This window comes from Streptomyces sp. HUAS MS02, from assembly GCF_055702265.1.
Map to the genome: position 1 here is coordinate 9,057,460 of NZ_CM146747.1, position 16,884 is coordinate 9,074,343.

General features: G+C 72.7%; 17 protein-coding genes. 8 read left to right on the forward strand and 9 right to left on the reverse strand.

All coding sequences use genetic code 11. The features are described from left to right. Positions 1–201: 201 nt before the first annotated feature. Positions 202–1,527, forward strand: coding sequence for an extracellular catalytic domain type 1 short-chain-length polyhydroxyalkanoate depolymerase (locus tag ACZ9QC_RS39100; protein ID WP_472917438.1), 1,326 nt, complete (start codon positions 202–204; stop codon positions 1,525–1,527). Positions 1,528–1,659: 132 nt separating this feature from the next. After that, entirely contained in the window at positions 1,660–2,964 is a 1,305-nt protein-coding gene (locus tag ACZ9QC_RS39105) for an SGNH/GDSL hydrolase family protein (protein WP_472921935.1), read from the forward strand. A gap of 64 nt (positions 2,965–3,028) precedes the next feature. Here the strand turns inward: ACZ9QC_RS39105 and ACZ9QC_RS39110 are convergent, their stop codons facing one another. Then, entirely contained in the window at positions 3,029–4,108 is a 1,080-nt protein-coding gene (locus ACZ9QC_RS39110) for an NADH:flavin oxidoreductase/NADH oxidase (RefSeq protein ID WP_472917439.1), read from the reverse strand. A gap of 144 nt (positions 4,109–4,252) precedes the next feature. On the opposite strand from ACZ9QC_RS39110, the gene ACZ9QC_RS39115 reads away from it, so the two are divergent. Further along, positions 4,253–4,606: an ArsR/SmtB family transcription factor gene (locus tag ACZ9QC_RS39115; RefSeq protein ID WP_472917440.1), complete on the forward strand. Its 354-nt coding sequence runs from the start codon at positions 4,253–4,255 to the stop codon at positions 4,604–4,606. Between the two features lie 62 nt (positions 4,607–4,668). On the opposite strand, the gene ACZ9QC_RS39120 is transcribed toward ACZ9QC_RS39115, so the two are convergent. Next, the gene (locus ACZ9QC_RS39120) at positions 4,669–6,015 is read right to left on the reverse strand and encodes an FAD-dependent oxidoreductase (RefSeq protein ID WP_472917441.1); all 1,347 of its coding nucleotides are present in this window, start codon (positions 6,013–6,015) and stop codon (positions 4,669–4,671) included. Positions 6,016–6,241: 226 nt separating this feature from the next. Between ACZ9QC_RS39120 and ACZ9QC_RS39125 the strand changes: the two genes are divergently transcribed. Then, positions 6,242–6,718: a DUF6214 family protein gene (locus ACZ9QC_RS39125; protein WP_472921936.1), complete on the forward strand. Its 477-nt coding sequence runs from the start codon at positions 6,242–6,244 to the stop codon at positions 6,716–6,718. 34 nt (positions 6,719–6,752) lie between these two features. Here the strand turns inward: ACZ9QC_RS39125 and ACZ9QC_RS39130 are convergent, their stop codons facing one another. After that, positions 6,753–7,418 carry a DUF305 domain-containing protein gene (locus tag ACZ9QC_RS39130; RefSeq protein WP_472917442.1) on the reverse strand — a complete coding sequence of 222 codons (666 nt, stop codon included), beginning with the start codon at positions 7,416–7,418 and terminating at the stop codon, positions 6,753–6,755. 194 nt (positions 7,419–7,612) lie between these two features. Here ACZ9QC_RS39130 and ACZ9QC_RS39135 point away from each other — a divergent pair, with 194 nt between their 5' ends. Next, the gene (locus ACZ9QC_RS39135) at positions 7,613–9,124 is read left to right on the forward strand and encodes an LVIVD repeat-containing protein (RefSeq protein WP_472917443.1); all 1,512 of its coding nucleotides are present in this window, start codon (positions 7,613–7,615) and stop codon (positions 9,122–9,124) included. Between the two features lie 323 nt (positions 9,125–9,447). On the opposite strand, the gene ACZ9QC_RS39140 is transcribed toward ACZ9QC_RS39135, so the two are convergent. The 4 genes from ACZ9QC_RS39140 to ACZ9QC_RS39155 all read right to left on the reverse strand — a co-directional run bounded on the left by ACZ9QC_RS39140 (position 9,448) and on the right by ACZ9QC_RS39155 (position 12,590). Beyond that, entirely contained in the window at positions 9,448–10,146 is a 699-nt protein-coding gene (locus ACZ9QC_RS39140) for an HAD family hydrolase (protein WP_472917444.1), read from the reverse strand. A 32-nt stretch (positions 10,147–10,178) separates the two neighbouring features. Next, positions 10,179–10,862: a phosphatase PAP2 family protein gene (locus ACZ9QC_RS39145; protein WP_472917445.1), complete on the reverse strand. Its 684-nt coding sequence runs from the start codon at positions 10,860–10,862 to the stop codon at positions 10,179–10,181. A 134-nt stretch (positions 10,863–10,996) separates the two neighbouring features. Beyond that, positions 10,997–11,938, reverse strand: coding sequence for a M56 family metallopeptidase (locus ACZ9QC_RS39150; RefSeq protein ID WP_472917446.1), 942 nt, complete (start codon positions 11,936–11,938; stop codon positions 10,997–10,999). Positions 11,939–12,029: 91 nt separating this feature from the next. Continuing rightward, positions 12,030–12,590, reverse strand: a complete 561-nt coding sequence (locus tag ACZ9QC_RS39155; RefSeq protein ID WP_472917447.1) for a DUF5134 domain-containing protein — start codon at positions 12,588–12,590, stop codon at positions 12,030–12,032. Positions 12,591–12,810: 220 nt separating this feature from the next. Here ACZ9QC_RS39155 and ACZ9QC_RS39160 point away from each other — a divergent pair, with 220 nt between their 5' ends. Together ACZ9QC_RS39160 and ACZ9QC_RS39165 are read left to right on the forward strand one after the other, a co-directional pair. Then, on the forward strand, positions 12,811–14,445 hold the full coding sequence (locus ACZ9QC_RS39160) for an FUSC family protein (RefSeq protein WP_472917448.1): 1,635 nt from the start codon (positions 12,811–12,813) through the stop codon (positions 14,443–14,445). Then, on the forward strand, positions 14,442–14,990 hold the full coding sequence (locus ACZ9QC_RS39165; protein ID WP_472917449.1) for a MarR family winged helix-turn-helix transcriptional regulator: 549 nt from the start codon (positions 14,442–14,444) through the stop codon (positions 14,988–14,990). Before ACZ9QC_RS39160 ends, ACZ9QC_RS39165 begins: the two co-directional genes overlap by 4 nt. Before the next feature lie 12 nt (positions 14,991–15,002). Here the strand turns inward: ACZ9QC_RS39165 and ACZ9QC_RS39170 are convergent, their stop codons facing one another. Both ACZ9QC_RS39170 and ACZ9QC_RS39175 read right to left on the reverse strand, forming a co-directional pair. Continuing rightward, complete coding sequence (locus ACZ9QC_RS39170) at positions 15,003–15,767, reverse strand: VOC family protein (protein ID WP_472917450.1); 765 nt, start codon at positions 15,765–15,767, stop codon at positions 15,003–15,005. A 93-nt stretch (positions 15,768–15,860) separates the two neighbouring features. Further along, positions 15,861–16,253: a VOC family protein gene (locus ACZ9QC_RS39175; protein ID WP_472917451.1), complete on the reverse strand. Its 393-nt coding sequence runs from the start codon at positions 16,251–16,253 to the stop codon at positions 15,861–15,863. 87 nt (positions 16,254–16,340) lie between these two features. Here ACZ9QC_RS39175 and ACZ9QC_RS39180 point away from each other — a divergent pair, with 87 nt between their 5' ends. After that, the gene (locus ACZ9QC_RS39180) at positions 16,341–16,883 is read left to right on the forward strand and encodes a GNAT family N-acetyltransferase (protein ID WP_472917452.1); all 543 of its coding nucleotides are present in this window, start codon (positions 16,341–16,343) and stop codon (positions 16,881–16,883) included. Position 16,884 lies beyond the last annotated feature (1 nt).

The window sequence follows — 16,884 nt, forward strand, 5'->3', positions numbered from 1 at the left end:
ATTGGGTCGGGCCTGGTGAGGGCTGTCGTTCGTGCGGGACGAGCCGGTCCGGTGGCTTCGACGGGTCGGCGCGGGCGAATTCTTTCGACATGTGGGAGCGCTTCCATGCCTTCCATGTCCATGTCACGATGCCCTTCCCGCCGTCCTGACCCGGCGTCCTCTCCCGTCGCACCCGCCCCCGTCACAGGAAGGCACAACGACGTGACTTTCACCCCCCACGACCGCCCGCGCGGACCACGGCGTCCGGTGCTCGTCGCGCTGCTGGGAGCGCTCGTGGCGTTGCTCGCGGCCACGCTCCTCACCGCGCCCACGGCCGCCGCGGCGAACACCGGGGCCGAGGCCGCTCCCCGGGCGGCACTCACCGAGATCACCGGATTCGGCCCGAACCCGAGCAACCTGCGGATGTACGTGTACGTCCCGGACAGCGTCACCACGAAGCCGGCGATCGTGGTCGCCGTGCACTACTGCACCGGCTCGGGGCCGGCGATGTACAGCGGCACCGAGTACGCCTCGCTGGCCGACCGCTACGGGTTCATCGTCGTGTACCCGTCCGTCACCCGGAGCAGCAAGTGCTTCGACGTGGCCTCCCCGCAGGCGCTGACCCGGGGCGGCGGCAGTGACCCCGTGGGCATCAAGTCCATGGTCGACTGGACCGTCCGCACCTACGGCGCCGACACCGACCGGATCTTCGCCACCGGTATCTCCTCCGGCGCGATGATGACCAACGTCCTTCTCGGCGACTACCCCGATGTGTTCGCCGCCGGCGCCGCCTTCGCGGGCGTGCCCTTCGCCTGCTTCGCCACCACCAACGGCTCCGAGTGGAACAGCGACTGCGCGAACGGCACCGTCATCCGTACCCCGCAGGCGTGGGGCGATCTCGTCCGCCGTGCCTACCCCGGCTACACCGGGCCCCGGCCGCGTATGCAGGTCTGGCACGGCACCACCGACGACGTGCTGCGCTACCCCAACTTCGGCGAGGAGATCAAGCAGTGGACCAATGTGCACGGTGTCGGCCAGACACCGGCCGCCACCGACTCGCCGCAGTCCAACTGGACCCGCACCCGCTACGGCGGCACCGGTGACCGCGCCCCCGTCGAGGCCATCAGCCTCCAGGGCACCGGCCACAACGTCTACGCCTGGGGCATGGGCGAGCGCGTCCTCACCTTCTTCGGCCTGGGCGGCTCCGGCCCCACGCCCCAGCCTCCGGCCGGCCCCTGCAAGGTGACCGTCACCACCGACGCGTGGAGCACCGGGCTGACCGCCTCGGTGACCGTCACCAACACCGGTACGACGGCGGTCAACGGCTGGAAGCTGGGGTTCACCCTGCCCTCCGGACAGACCGTCACCAACGGCTGGGGCGCGACGTACAGCCCGGCGAGCGGGGCCGTGACGGCGACGAACGCCACGTACAACGCCGCGATCGCACCCGGAGCGAGCGTCAGCATCGGCTACCAGGCCACCCACACCGGCAACAGCGCGGCCCCCTCGGCGTACACGCTCAACGGGACGGCGTGCACGACGGGTTGACGCCCGACCGGGGCGGAGAGTTCGCCCCGGTCCCCGCCCGCTTCCGCCCCCTTCCGCAGAGAGGCACCGTCCTTGCACCCGATCGACAGCCCTCAGCCCGTCCGGCCGTCCGGCAGGGCGCCGTTCGCCGCCGTGCTCGGTGTCTGTGTCCTCGCCCTGGCCCTCGTGGTGGCCTCGTCCGCCGTGGTCGCCCTGGTCAGGAGCCCGCACCGGGCGGACCGGACCGGCGCCGGGGACACGGCGACGGCCGCCCGGCACTGGGTGAACACCTGGTCCGCGATGCCGCAGCTCACCGAGCCGCACAACATGCCGCCGGCGCCGTTCACCGGGGACCGGGCCGTGCTGGTCGACACCACCCTGCGGCAGACCGTGCGCGTCACCACCGGCGGCGACCGCCTCCGGCTGCGCTTCTCCAACGCCTTCGGGGGCAGCGCGCTGCCCCTGACCGCCGTACGGGTGGCCCTGCCGCTGGACGGGCGGGCGGGCGTCGGCGCCATCGAACCCGGCACCTCCCGGCCGGTGACATTCAGCGGGCGAAGGTCCACGACCGTGCCGGTCGGCGCCCAAGTGGTCTCGGACCCGCTGGGCTTCGCGCTGAGGCCCGGCACCAACCTCACCGTGACGGCGTACCTCGCCGAGGGGCAGGCATCCCTCGCCCTCACCTCGCACCCCGGCTCCCGCACCACCTCGTACCTGCTGCACGGCGACCACACCGAGGACGCGGACCTGCCCGGCGCGACCCCGACCAACCACTGGTACCTGCTCAGTGATGTCGAGGTGCTGTCCCGGCCCGCCACGACCGCCGTCGCCGTCCTCGGTGACTCGCTCACCGACGGCCGGGGCTCCACCACCAACGGCAACAACCGCTGGCCGGACCAGCTCTTCGACCGGCTGCAGCGGCAGCCCGGCACCCGGCACATCGCCGTGGTGAACCAGGCGGCGGGCGGCAACCGCGTGCTCGACGACGGGCTCGGGCCGGGCGCCCTCGCCCGCCTGGACCGCGACGTCCTGGCCCACAGCGCGGTCGGACAGCTCATCGTCTTCGAGGGCGTCAACGACCTGGGCACCGCCGACGCCACCCCCGCCGCCCAGCAGCGCGTCGCCGCCGACCTCATCGCCGGCTACGAGCAGATCATCGTCCGCGCCCACGCACAGGGCATCCGGGTGTACGGCGCCACCCTGCTGCCCTTCGGCGGCAACACCCTCTACGACGACGCCGCCGGGCACCGTGAGGCCGCGCGGCAGACCGTCAACGCCTGGATCCGCGGCAGCGGCCGCTTCGACGCCGTCCTCGACTTCGACCGCGCGGTCCGCGACCCCGCAGACCCGAGCCGTCTCCTGCCCGGCCTGCACGACGGCGACTGGCTGCACCTCGACCCGGAGGGCTACCGGATCCTGGCCGAGGCGGTCCCGCCCCGGCTGCTCCGGCGGGGCTGACCGGCACGCGAGACGCCCGTACCGGTGGCCCGGGCGCGCCCCCGTGCCGGTGCCCCGGGCCGGCCTAGACCGAGCGGTGGTACTGCTCGGGGACACGCACCTCGCCCCCGAGTTCACGGGCCGCCTGCCGGGCCCAGGAGGGGCTGCGGAGCAGTTCCCGGCCGAGCAGGACCGCGTCGGCCTCGCCGTTGGCGAGGATCTTCTCGGCCTGCTCGGCCTCCGTGATCAGGCCGACGGCGGCGACGGGCAGCGCGCTCTCGTTCCTGACCCGGGCGGCGAAGGGCACCTGGTAGCCGGGGCCGACGGGGATGTGGACCCCGGGGGCGTTGCCGCCCGAGGAGACGTCCAACAGATCCACGCCGTGCGCCTTCAGCTCGGCGGCCAGCCGGACCGTGTCGTCGGCGGTCCAGCCGCCCTCCTCCAGCCACTCGGTGGCGGAGACCCGGAAGAACAGCGGCTTCTCCGCCGGCCACACCTCCCGTACCGCGTCGACGACTTCGAGCGCGAGACGGATCCGGTTCTCCCACGAGCCGCCGTAGGAGTCGGTGCGCCGGTTGGAGTGCGGGGAGAGGAACTCGTTGATCAGATAGCCGTGTGCGCCGTGGATCTCGACCACCTCGAACCCGGCGGCCAAAGCCCTGCGGGCCGCCTCCGCGAACTGCCCGACGACGTCACTGATCTGATGAACCGTCAACTCATCCGGCACCGGATGCAGTTCGTCGAAGGCCAGCGCGCTGGGCGCGACCGGCTGCCAGCCGTGCGCGTCCGCGCCGACCGGAGCCCCGCCCCGCCACGGCTGATCGGTCGAGGCCTTGCGCCCCGCGTGCGCGAGCTGCACGGCCGGCACCGTCCCCTGCCCCTTCAGGAACCCGGTGATCCGGCGGAACGCCTCGACCTGGGTGTCGTTCCACAGGCCGAGGTCGTACGGCGAGATGCGGCCCTCGGGGGACACGGCGGTCGCCTCGACGATGATCAGACCCGTACCGCCGGTGGCGCGCGCCGCGTAGTGCGCGAAGTGCCAGTCGTTCGGGGCGCCCGCCGTGGGGCCCTCCGGTGCGGCCGAGTACTGGCACATCGGGGGCATCCACACCCGGTTCGGGATGGTCAGTTCACGCAGGCGGTAGGGCTCGAAGAGCGCGCTCACGGCGACTCCAATCGTCACAGGGCTGCCGTCACGGAGCGGACGGTGTACGACTCGTACGATAGTCATCGTAGTACGGCGGATGTCAAACTACGATAGGTCTCGTACAATGGGTTCTCCCTGAAGACCCGACGCAGTGGAGCCACCGTGACCTCGCCCGCCGTCAGCAGCCGCGACCTCCCGCACCCGACACGGGAGGAGATCCGGCTGGAGGCCGTGCTGCACGCGCTCTCCGACCCCATGCGGCTGCGCATCGTGCGCGAACTCGCCGCAGACAGCGACGAGCTCTCGTGCTCGTACTTCGACCTGCCCGTCACCAAGTCGACGACCACCCACCACTTCCGGGTGCTGCGCGAGAGCGGGGTGATCCGGCAGGTCTACCGGGGCACGGCCAAGATGAACGGTCTGCGCCGGGACGACCTCGACGGCCTCTTCCCGGGGCTCCTCGACACCCTCGTCGACGCCGCCGCCCGGGAGGCCGCCCGCCTCGCGGCCGACTGAACCCACGACGGACACAGACGGATCCCGACCCTACGGACCCCGACCGTGCCCGCCCCCGCCCCTCAGGGCACGACGCCACCGCGCGCGGCCGTCATCAGGGACTCCCAGTCGGGGATCTTCACCACGCCTCTGCCCAGGGATGCCCCCAAGTCCGCCTCGGCCCTCTCTATCGACTGCCAGCCGGGCCACTCGACCGGCTCGTATCCCGCTGTCCGGAGCAGCGCCACCGGGTCGTCCGGCAGGCTCCTGGCAGAGAGCTCCGGCGCGTCCTCCAGCAGTGAGGTCGCCGTCTCCTTCGCGCAGGGTCGGTTGGTGCCGATCACCCCGGTGGGGCCGCGCTTGATCCAGCCGGCCACGTACTCGCCCGGGGAGGGCACCCCGTCGCGCAACACGCGGCCGGCGGCGTGCGGGACCGTGCCGTGGACCGGGTCGAAGGGGAGGCCGTCGACCGGGACGCCCCGGTAGCCGACCGAGCGGAGGACCAGTTGGGCCTCGATCTCCTCGTACCGTCCGGTGCCGCTCACCCCGCCGTGGCCGTCGGGCTCCGTGCGCTCCAGGCGTACGCCGCGGACGCGGTCCCCGTCGGCGAGGATCTCGACGGGCCGCAGGAAGAAGCGCAGCCGGATGCCGTGGCGGCGGGCCGGGGCGGGCGCGGTGGCCCAGCCGCGCAGCACCTCGACGTTGCGGCGCTGCGCGGCGGGCAGGGACGACGGGTCGACATAGCCGGGGTCCAGCTCCAGTTCGGCCGGGTCGACGGTCACCCGGGTGTCCGGGAGGGTGCTCAGCTCGCGTAGCTCCTTGGTGGTGAACCGCGCCTGGGAGGGGCCCCGGCGGCCCACCATGTGCACGCGGGTGACCGTGCCGGCGGCGAGGGAGTCCAGGGCGGCCTGGGGCATGTCGGTGGGCGTCAGTTCGTCCGCCCCGCGCGCGAGCATCCGAGTGACGTCCACCGCGACGTTGCCCACCCCGACGACGACGGCGGTGCGGGCCCCGGCGAGGAAGCCGTCGGCCACCGCGTCCGGGTGCGCGCTGTACCAGGAGACGAACTCGGTCGCCGACCAGCTGCCGCGCAGTTCCTCGCCCGGGATGCCCAGCCGTCTGTCCGTCGCGGCGCCCACGCAGTACACGACCGCGTGGTACAGCTCCCGCAGCCGGGCGACGGGCACCCCGCCCGCGCCCACCCGGACGCCGCCGAGGAACCGCACCCGCTCGTGCTCCAGCACGGTCCGCAGGTTGTTCTGCAGCGACTTGATCTTCTCGTGGTCCGGGGCCACCCCGTAGCGCACCAGGCCGTACGGGCACGGCAGCCGGTCCAGCACATGGACGTGCACCCCCGGGTCCTGCTGGACGAGGCTCTGGGCGGTGTAGCACCCGCTCGGCCCCGAACCGACGACGGCGACGCGCAGCACGGCGGAACTCCTTGCGCGAGGAGATGCGCTGACGCCTCAAGGATCCCACCCCCGGGCCCGCCGGGGGAGGGGTGGGAAGCCGAGGGCGGGATGCTGCGCCGTCGGGGTGCCGTGCGTTCCCGGCACGCGTGGCTGTACGCAGAGAATGTGATCATGCGTTTACGTTGCGTGGGTGCTGGAAGCATCCTTTCTCAATCTCTCCGACCGCCACTGGCAGGACGCCGCGGTGTCCGTGCGGCCCGCGTGGGAAGTGCAGGAGCACGACGGCGCCACGGCCTGGTTCAACGCCCGGCTCTCGTTCCCTGACGGTGCCGGGGTCGAGGTCCTCGCCGTGGTCTGCGGGGGCCGGCTGTCGCTGGAGGACGTACGCGCCCAGCCACCGCTGTCCCTGGACGACCTCGCGGAGCTCGCCGACTGGATCGAGGGCCCGCTGTTCGAGGCGTGCGGCACGGTGCCGGACCTCGTCGAGGAGGAGCCGCCGCGGACCCCGTACGGCCCCGGGCGGCGGGCCCGGCCCGCGTGGCCGCGCGGTGTGGAGGGGCGGCGGCTGGTGGCCGAGGAGTATCTCGCCGCGCAGCGGTGCGGCTACGACCCGGTCCTCGCGGTGATGTGCGCGACCGGGCACAGTCGCCGCAAGGCGCTGCGGCTGATCGCCGGGGCGCGTGACGAGGGCCTGCTCGGCCCCCGCCACGCCCGCCGCTGAGACCGGGGCCGGGGGCCCGGGGCAGGACGGCCGGTCACTGCGTCAGGTCGCGCATCCGGCTGATCTCCGTGGTCTGCTGGGCGATGACGTCGTCGGCCATCTCCTCGATCAGGATGTTGTTGCCCTGCGCCTTCACATCCGTGGCCATGGTGATCGCCCCCTCGTGATGGGTGATCATCAGCTTCAGGAACAACTGGTCGAACTTCTTCCCGTCGAGCGTGCCGAGCTCCTTCAGCTGGGCCGCGGTCGCCATGCCGGGCATCTTCCCGTGGTCGTGCGAAGTGTCCTGCCCGTCGTCGCCGTTGGCCTGCAGCCACCCTTCCATGGCCTCGATCTCGGGCTTCTGGGCGGCCGAGATGCGCTCGGCGATCCGCTTCACCTGGGTCGACTTCGCGTGGTCGGGGGCGAGTTCGGTCATCTCCAGGGCCTGGGCGTGGTGCTGGATCATCATGCGGGCGTAGTCGAAGTCCGCGGAATTCGGAGAGTCGTCCTCCGCCCGCTGCTTCTCGACGTCTTCCGGCGAGAGGGTTCGGGCGGCCTCACCGGGTTTTCCGGGCGCGATCACCGCCGGTCCGCTCGACCCGCCCGAGCCGCCGTCGGGGGCAGCCTCGGTCCCCGAGTCGCAGCCCGCGAGCACCAGCAGAGCGACCGTCAGCGAGGCCGTGACCAGCGGCGCGCGGGACGTGCGGCGAACGAGCACAGTGACCTCCTGGGGCACAGCAACGGGCGTACATCTCTTGAGTGTTGACGAACGTTCCTAACACGCTTTCGCGTTCGGTTGATCAAATTTGTTCGTTACAAATGCATTGCCGTCTGTTGATCTGTGCATGATGAAGACGATACTGCGGAGGTGCTCGAACCGTTCAACTGCGAACGGCCACAAGGGAGGACACAGTGACCCTGTTGAACAACCTTCGGACGCGGCGCAGACGTCTGGGGGTCGCCGCGACTGCGGCAGGCCTTCTGGCGGCGTTGCTCACCGCCGGTCCGGCGGCCGCGATCCCCGACCCCGGGGACTCGCCCGCCGTGCGGGAGAAGGTCTCCAAGAGCGATGCCGCCGAGGCGCGGGAGGCGATAGCCGCCGGCGAGATCCCCGGCCAGGACGAGATCGTCCACTCCAGCAACATCCAGCACCTGACCAACATCCCCAAGGACGCGCTGCCGGGCACCAACTCGGACCTCGCCTTCCAGGGCAAGTACGCCTACGCCGGCAACTACGACGGCTTCCGCGTCTTCGACATCAGCAACCCGAAGGCGCCCAAGACGGTGGCCCAGGTCCTCTGCCCGGGCGCGCAGAACGACATCTCCGTCTCCGGGAACCTGCTGTTCCTGTCCACGGACTCCTCGCGCAGCGACAACTCCTGCAGCAGCACCACGCAGCCCGCGACGGAGAAGTCGTCGTGGGAGGGCATGAAGATCTTCGACATCAGCGACAAGGCGAACCCGAAGTACGTCGCCGCCGTGGAGACGCCCTGCGGCTCGCACACCCACACCCTGGTGCCCGAGCACAGGAACATCTACGTCTACGTCTCCTCGTACTCGCCGAACGCCGCGTTCCCCGACTGCCAGCCCCCGCACGACGGCATCTCCGTCATCAAGGTGCCGCGCAAGTCCCCGGAGAAGGCGGCCGTGGTGGGCTTCCCGGTGCTGTTCCCCGGTGAGGGCCCGGACGGCGGCGGCAACCCGGGTTCACCCACGAACCCCGGCGTCTCCAAGACCACCGGCTGCCACGACATCACGGTGCTGCCGTCGAAGGACCTCGCCGCCGGCGCGTGCATGGGCGACGGCATCCTGTTCTCCATCAAGGACCCGGAGAACCCGAAGGTCATCGACCAGGTCCAGGACAACGTGAACTTCGCGTTCTGGCACTCGGCCAGCTTCAACCTGAAGGCGAACAAGGTCGTCTTCACCGACGAGTTGGGCGGCGGCGGCGCGGCCACCTGCAACGAGGCGATCGGCCCGAACCGCGGTGCCGACGGCATCTACGACATCGTCGGCAAGGGCGACCAGCGCAAGCTCGTCTTCAAGAGCTACTACAAGATCCCCCGTCACCAGGCCGACACCGAGAACTGCGTCGCCCACAACGGCTCGCTGATCCCGGTCCCGGGCAAGGACATCATGGTCCAGGCGTGGTACCAGGGCGGTGTCTCCGTCTGGGACTTCACAGACTCCTCCAAGCCCAAGGAGATCGCGTACTTCGAACGCGGTCCGATCTCCACCACCACCCTGGTGGGCGGCGGCTCCTGGTCGGCGTACTACTACAACGGCTACATCTACTCGAACGACCTCGTGAAGGGCTTCGACGTCCTGAAGATCAACGACAGGCGGACGGACCCGGCCAAGTGGGTCCACATGCGTGAGCTCAACGTTCAGACGCAGCCGGACTACTTCGGCTTCAACTGGTAGGAGACAGCGGTACCGCGACCGCCACCGCGGTCACGTCACCCGTCCCGCCGGGCCCTTCGGGGACCGGCGGGACACCGCGCTCCCGGCGTCCGCATTGACCGGGGCGCCCTGCGAGGACATCCTGTAACTCCCGAGCCGGCGGACGATCGGCGAACTATACTCAGCGCCTCCGGGCGGCGCCCCTGTGTGCGCCCGCCCGGCCGTTGTTCGTCCCGGGCCGCACGGGGGACGGTCCGGGACGGACGTCCGGCGGCGACGAACAGCCGTGCGGCGCACCGGACACGGGCGGACGCCCCCCTCACGGTGAGACGGCCGACGGCACCTCAGTCCAGCAGCTCCAGCACGGGCCGCAGTCCGTCCGGCCGCCCCGCGATCGGCAGATGGTCCACGAAGTGCACCCCGCACCCCAGCGCCGCCGCACCGCCGTCGGCCCGCCGGTCGTCACCGACCATGAGGGTGTCCCGCGCGTCGACGCCGAGCTCCGCGCAGGCGAGCGCGAACAGCCTCGGGTCCGGCTTCTGCACACCGTGCTCGTACGACAGTACGTAGGCGTCGACATGCCCGTCGAGGCCGTGCGCGCGGAACACCGGCCGCAGGTCCCAGCCGATGTTGCTCACCACACCGACGGCGACCCCGCGCCGCCGCAGGGTCGCGAGCACCTCGGCGGCGTCCGGGTAGGGGCTCCACGCCGACGGTGTCATATGGCGGTCGTACAGCGCGTCGTGGAGCGCGGGGGCCGGGAGCGCCACCCGACGGGAGAGGCCGGTGTACGCGGCCCGGTGCTCCTCGGCGCTCCGGTCCCGCAACGCCCACAGGCCGCCCAGGTCACCGGTCGGCGCTTCCTCGGGGGCCGCGCCGCCCGGCAGGGCGCCCGCACGCTCCAGCGCCTTGGCCGTCCGGACCAACTCGGCCTCGGGCAGGGTGAGCGAGGAGTCGGCGAGGGCCGCGCGGAGCCAGGTCTCGGTGGACTCCACGCGGAAGAGCGTCCCGGAGAAGTCGAACAACACTCCCTTGACCGTCATGCCGTTGATCCTTCGTGACCGTGCGCACCCGGTCAAGTACGCCTCGGCGCGCCCCATTTCTCGTACGCGAGCACCGCCAGGGCGATCGTCAGGCCGCCCAGCAGCCAGCCGGCCAGCACGTCCGACGCCCAGTGCACGCCCAGCCAGATCCGGGTCAGCCCGACGCCCACGACGGAGACGACGGTCACCACCACGGCCGTGCGCACGACGGCGCGGCCGGCGCCGTACAGGTGCAGCAGCCACACCAGCAGTCCGAGGACGACCGCGGCGGTCATGGCGTGGCCGGAGGGATACGCGGCGTAGTGGGCGGAGTCGACGGGGTCGGGCCACGCGGGCCGTTCCCGGCCGACGGCCGCCTTCAGCCCCTGCTGGAGCGCCGTGCCCGCCGCGCAGGTGACCGCCAGCCAGAGGGCGAGCCACCACTCCCGGTGGCGCCACACCAGCCAGATCGCAGCGGCCGCCGCCAGCAGACGCATCGTCACCGGGTCCCAGATCCAGTCCGTCAGGATGCGGAACGCGTGGGTGAGGCCGGGTTCGTCGACGGCCCATCTGTGCGTGGTGTTCGCGATGTTCTCGTCCAGCGACATGAGCGGCGCCCACGAGATCGCGACCAGGACGAGCAGCACCACGGAGGACGCCGCGAAACCGGCGGTGGCGCGGACGGTGCGGTGGGCCGACGGCCGGTGGGGCGGCGAGTCGACGGTGGGGGTGTGCATACAGCGATCCTGGCCGACTCCCGGGGCCTCGGGCCAATGCCGAGGCGTGAGATCACTGTCACGCGCCGCGACCGGAGCAAAGCCGTCGCGCCGCACGTTGTCCTTGGGCTGCTCTTGATCCCCTCTTTGCCAAATCACGACCTACCGAGTGCCCGCAATGCCGGGACGAAAGCCACCAGCACGGGAACGACCGGAACGAGGGCGGCGGACGCGGTCAGCCGCAGCCGGTGCACCGGGGCGAGCCGCTCCGGGGGCGCGAGCAACCGGTCGACCCGCTGCGGCACATGGTCCTCGGGGGTCGGACAGGGCCCGAACACCCCGCGGTCCTCGTTCAGACCCACGAGGGCGAGGGCGACGGTGAGGCGGCCGTGGCGACGGGAAGCCGTGTCGTCGGCGGCGAGTTCGACCAGGCGGTGCATCTCGTCGCGGAACGCGGCGAACACCGGAACCCGGGGGAACCCGCCCGCCAGCGCCGCCGAACAGTGCAGCAGCCAGTGGTGGCGGGCCCGCGCGTGCCCCTGTTCATGGGCGACCACGGCATCCACCTGCGGTCCCTCCAGGCGGCGCAACGCGGCCGTGGTGATGACCAGTCGGGGCGTGGGGCCGGGCAGCCACCAGGCGTCCGGCCGCTCGCCCTCGACCACGACCAGTCGGTCGCCGTCCGGCTCCTCGCCGGGCAACAGCGGGGCGCGCAGCCGGAGTTCGGCATGACGGCGTCGGCGCTGCCGCCGGTCCCGCAGGACTTCGCGAACCAGCATCGTCCCCGTCCACAGCCCGCCGCAGGCGAGCACCACGGCGGTGGCCACGGCCCAGGAGCCCCCGCTGTCCAGCGCGTACGCCTCCACGACCCCCTGCGGCGCCGGCGCGAACACCCGCCCGCGCACCACCGTCCAGGCCGCCGCCGCGCTCAGCGCCATCGACAGCGCACAGCACAGCAGCACGGCCGCCACCACGCACTGCCACACCCACAGGGCGACCACCGGTTCACGGTCCAGCCAGTCGGCGCGGGCCAGCAGTCGCGGGGCGACGACGGCGGTCAGGGCGCCGAGCAGCAACAACGCCGCGGGGACCATCATGGGCCGCAGCCTATGAGCGGGCCGGTGCACGGCGACACGGGCCGGGCCGTCGAAGTGACGCAGACCACGACGGCCATGGCCTCGCGGCGGTTCAGACCGTCAGCAGCATGGCGAACATCCCGATGCCCATGGAGAGCCGGCAGGCCCGCGCCAGCTCCGGCCGGTCGCCCCAGCCGGTCGCCCCGGCCCGAACCGGCGCCCCCGGCGCCCCCGGGGCGGCCGGTGCGGGCACGAGCCGGAGCCCCGCCCGCACCACGTACCCGGCGAAGTACACCAGCAGCGCCCCCGTCACCAGAGGCAGGCCCGTGCCACCGTGACCGCCGCCCGGCGCGGCGGCCATGACCGCGGCCATGTAGACCATCGCCAGCGCGCCCACCAGATGGTGCAGATGGTGCGCGTTCCCACGAGCCGCCCACAGCGCGCGCACCGCGGCCGCGCCGAACACGAGCGCGTAGAGGAGCCAGGCCCAGCTCGGCGGGGTCACGGCCGCGGCGGGCACGGCCATCGCCGCCATGCCGAACCCCATGAGCGCCTCGCCGCCGGCGGCACGCCGCTGCTCCTCCACGGCGCTGCGCATCCGCAGCAGGCAGTACCCCCCGGTCACCGCGCACAGCGCGACCAGCAGCCAGCCGGCCGAAACCGGTCCGTGCACCACGTACCTCCCCGTTCGACGACGTAGGTCGGGCCGAGAGTGAGGTCGGACAGTCGGTCAGGGCATGCCCGGGCCCGATGGCGCGCATACGAGCGCAAGGGTGTACGCGGGGGAGCGCGTGGGAGTGCGCCATGGCGGGCGGGCGCCACCGAGAAGCGCGAGACGAGTGCCACAGTCCGGGCGTATATTTCACGAGTAAAACACCAGTTAAGGTTAGGGGATGCGCAGCGTCCGACCACCCCGTGCCCGCCGGCTTCCGCTCGCCGGTGCCCTCCGGTTGAACCGCCCCTCCGAGATCTGGTTCAAGCCCGCGTTCAGCGTGGTCGTCGCGATGGCACCGCCGAACCTGACGCTGCTGACGCTCGGCCGCCTCGACCTGGCCATGTACGCGATGGCCGGCTCCCTGTGCGCGCTCTACGCCCACCACCGCCCCTACGCGGACCGCGCCCCGACCCTCGCCCGGGTCGTGCTCGGCATGGTCGCCGGACTCGCGGTCGCCCTCGTCACCGCCTCGCTCACCACGAACGCGGTGGCGCTGGTGACCGTGGGCGCGCTCCTCGCCGCCGCGCAGAAGGCCCTGTGCGACGCGAGCCGGATCGGGCCGCCCGCCAACGTCATCTTCACGTTCGTCACCTCGGCGGCCCTCTTCGTGCCCCAGAGTCTCGCCCAGGTCCCCGGCCACCTCGCCGTGGCCGCCGTCGCGGGCGGATGGGCCTGGCTCGTGTGCATGGCCCCCGGCCTGGTGCGCCCCTACGGCCCGGAGTGCCGCGCCACCGCCCAGGCACTGAACGCGGTGGCCGCCCACGTCGAGGCACCCGAGCGGCCCGGGCCCTGCACGGCCGCCGCGGCCGCCGTGCACACCGCCTGGCAGATCCTGCTCGCCGCCGGCGCCCGCACCGAGCCGCGGCGCGCCCTCGCGGCACTCCTGGTCCGCGCCGACGTCGCACTCGCCGCGCCCGCCGAGGCGCACCCCGACCGGCTGCGCGCTCTCGCACCGCGACCGCGCACCGCCGCACACCTCGGGCGGGCCGCAGCCCCCGCGGAGGCGGCCGACGAACCGCTCGACACGTGGCCCGGACAGCAGGGCCGGCGTCCGGCGCTGCGGCGCGCTCTCGGCCCGATGGCCCCCCTCGCCGTCCGCACGGCGCTCGGGTGCGCCCTCGCCGGATACGCCTCCCTCGCGCTCGGGGTCGGCCGCCCCTACTGGGCCCTCGTCACCGCCGCCTCGCTCTACCAGGCGAACCTCACCCTCACCTGGAGCCGGGGCGTCCAGCGTGTCGTCGGCAACCTCGCCGGGGTACTCGCCTTCGCCGCCCTCGTCCCGCTCACCCACCTCGGCCCGGCCTCGCTGGTCCTGTGCTGCCTCGCGCTCGGCTTCGGCGCCGAGGCCCTGATCAGCCGCAACTACTGGCTCGGCACGGTCTGCGTCACCCCGATGGCCCTCCTCGTCACCGAGTTCGTCCGCTTCGCGGACCCCGGCGAGCTGATCACCGACCGGCTTCTGGACACCCTCGTCGGCGTGACGGTCGGCTTCCTCACGGCGGTCGTCGTCACCGACCGCCGCTCCGGCGACCGGGTCGCCCACGCCCTCGCCGCCGTGGAGCGCGCCCGCGCGCACACGCTCCGCACCGCCGCCGACGCGGACGCCGCCCCCGGTGCCCTGCCCGCCGCACGGCGCGCCCTGGCCGCGGCCCTGGTCGAGCTGCGCGCCGTCTCCGACACCGCGAGCGGCGAATGGTGGCAACGCGCCCTGCCGTCGGAGCGGGTGACACACGTCGAGCGGGCCGGACACCGTACGCTCGCGGCGACGGTGCGACAGCACGGGTTCCGGGAAGCGGAGGGCGCACGGGCATGACGGCAGGCAACGGGCGGGCGGGGGCGGGGAGCGGCGCGGCTCTCGGGGACACGGTCGCCAAGGTGGTGCGCCAGTGGCAGACGGTGCACCCCGGTCTCGACACCGCCCCGATGGAGATCATCGGCCGCGTCAACCGGTGTGCCGCCCTCCTCCAGCAGGCCGAGGACGCACCGCTGCGTCACGCCGGGCTCACCCGCCCCGAGTTCGACGTCCTCGGCACGCTGCGCCGCACGGGCCACGAACTGACGCCCAGTGAGATCGCCCGCGAGACCTTCGCCTCCGGCGCCGCCGTCACCAAGCGCCTGAAGCTGCTCACCGAGCGCGGTCTCGTCGAGCGCCGGGGCGACTCCCGTGACCGGCGCGTCGCCCACGTCCGTCTCACCGACGCCGGCCGGGACCTCGTGGACAGCGTCATTCCGGAGCAACTGGCGTACGAGGAGACCGTGCTCTCGGGGGTGGACACGGGCGACCGCCGCGAACTGGCCGTACTGCTGGGCGAGTTGCTGATCCAGCTGGAGGGCCGACTGGGGCTGCCGCGCGCCTGAGTCGGCGCCGGGTCACCCCTCGGTTTCCGCCCCGCGGACACCGAACACGGCCCCCTGGAGATCCCGCAGCACCGCGATCCGCGGCCCCTCCGGCACCGTGGTGGGCTCCATGAGGAGGGTGCCGCCCGCCTCGGTGGCGATCCGGGCGGTGTCCTCGACGTCCTCCACGGTGAAGTACGGCAGCCAGTGCGAGGGCACCTCGGGCGGGAACTTGTCGTCCATCGTGATCATGCCGCCGAAGCGGGCGCCGTCGATGTCCCACCGGGGGTGGTCCCCGCCTGCGCTCACGCTCCAGCCGAACACCGCGGCGTAGAAGGACTTCGCGCGCTCCGGCGCACGGGTCAGCAGCTCGACCCAGCCGAGTGCGCCGGGCGCGTTGAACAGTCCTGCGCCGGGGAAGCTCCGCGCCTGCCAGAGCTGGAAGGCCGCGCCGCCCGGATCGAACACCACGGCGAACCGCCCGAGGTCGAAGACGTCCACGGGGTCCAGCACGACGGTCCCGCCGACCGCCCGCGCGGACGCCACCGCCGCGTCCGCGTCGCGCACCGCGAACGACACGTTCCAGGCCACCGGCTGCGACTCCTGGTACAGCGGCGCGAGGGCGGCCACCGCCGCGTCCCCGAGGTGGGCCACCGTGTAGCCGCCGGCCTCCTGGCGCGGATCGGTCTCGGGGCGCCAGCCGAACAGCTCGGTGTAGAACCGCTCGGCGGCCTCCAGGTCGCTGGTCCCCAGCTCGGTCCAGCAGGGCCCACCGGTCACCGGCCGCTCGAGCTCCATGGTGTCCTCCGGAAGGGAATCGGGCGCCGTACGCACGGCCCCCTCCTGCACGCTATGCCCGCGTCCCGGCCCCGGCCACCGGGGTGTGCACCCTCAGATTCCGGGGCGATAGCGCAGCGGATGGTCCGCGGGGATCTCCACCAGCACGATCTCGGTCCCGTCCGGGTCGGCGATCCACATCTCGATCAGCCCCCAGGGCTCCTTCACCGGCTCTCGCCGCACCTCCACCCCGGCCGCCAGCAGCTCCGCGTGCGCCGCCGTCACGTCCGCGACCTGCAGCCACAGCTTCAGCGCGGGCGACGGCGGCGTCGGCGAGCGGCCCGCGACCTCCAGGAAACCGCCGCCGAGGAAGTACACGACACCCCGGTGCTCGCCCGTACCGAACTCCCGGTACACGGGGAGCCCGAGCTGCTCGCCGTAGAAGACGCGGGAGCGTTCGGGGTCGGTCGGACGCAGGAGGGTGCGGCTGCTCAGTACGTGGATCATGTGGACGAGGGTAGGTGCTCCGCCGGGGCGGGCTGTCGATACCCTCTTCGGTGTTCGAGCCCTGCGGAGACCGACCAGGAGCACCCCATGGACACCGACACCGCCACCGACCTGACCTTCCGTGACGCCACCGGCGCCGACGTGGACGTCCTCGTCGCGCTGATCGAGTCGGCGTACCGAGGGGACTCCAGCCGGGCCGGGTGGACCACGGAGGCGGACATCCTCGACGGGCAGCGGACCGATCCCGAGGGTGTCCTGGCGGTCGTCGAGGCACCGGACAGCCGGTTGCTCACCTTCGAGCGGGGCGGCACGGTCGTCGCCTGCTGCCAGCTCGAACACCGCGGCGCGCACGCCTACTTCGGGATGTTCGCGGTGAGCCCGGCCCTCCAGGGCGGCGGCCTCGGCAAGGTGATCATCGCCGAGGCCGAGCGGATCGCGCGCGAGACCTGGGGTGTGCGCGAGATGCACATGACCGTGATCTCCGTGCGGGAGGATCTCATCGCCTGGTACGAGCGGCGGGGCTACCGCCGCACGGGACGGACGACCCCGTTCCCGTACGGCGACGAGCGCTTCGGCATTCCGCGCCGCGACGACCTGCGGTTCGAGCTCCTGGTCAAGGAGCTGGTGTAGC

What these genes read in the sequence shown, in the direction of transcription:
- ACZ9QC_RS39145 (WP_472917445.1), bottom strand. Translation starts at nt 10,862, where the DNA reads ATGCACACCCCCACCGTCGACTCGCCGCCCCACCGGCCGTCGGCCCAC.
- ACZ9QC_RS39165 (WP_472917449.1), top strand. Translation starts at nt 14,442, where the DNA reads ATGACGGCAGGCAACGGGCGGGCGGGGGCGGGGAGCGGCGCGGCTCTC.
- ACZ9QC_RS39175 (WP_472917451.1), bottom strand. Translation starts at nt 16,253, where the DNA reads ATGATCCACGTACTGAGCAGCCGCACCCTCCTGCGTCCGACCGACCCC.
- ACZ9QC_RS39170 (WP_472917450.1), bottom strand. Translation starts at nt 15,767, where the DNA reads ATGGAGCTCGAGCGGCCGGTGACCGGTGGGCCCTGCTGGACCGAGCTG.
- ACZ9QC_RS39160 (WP_472917448.1), top strand. Translation starts at nt 12,811, where the DNA reads ATGCGCAGCGTCCGACCACCCCGTGCCCGCCGGCTTCCGCTCGCCGGT.
- ACZ9QC_RS39140 (WP_472917444.1), bottom strand. Translation starts at nt 10,146, where the DNA reads ATGACGGTCAAGGGAGTGTTGTTCGACTTCTCCGGGACGCTCTTCCGC.
- ACZ9QC_RS39180 (WP_472917452.1), top strand. Translation starts at nt 16,341, where the DNA reads ATGGACACCGACACCGCCACCGACCTGACCTTCCGTGACGCCACCGGC.
- ACZ9QC_RS39150 (WP_472917446.1), bottom strand. Translation starts at nt 11,938, where the DNA reads ATGATGGTCCCCGCGGCGTTGTTGCTGCTCGGCGCCCTGACCGCCGTC.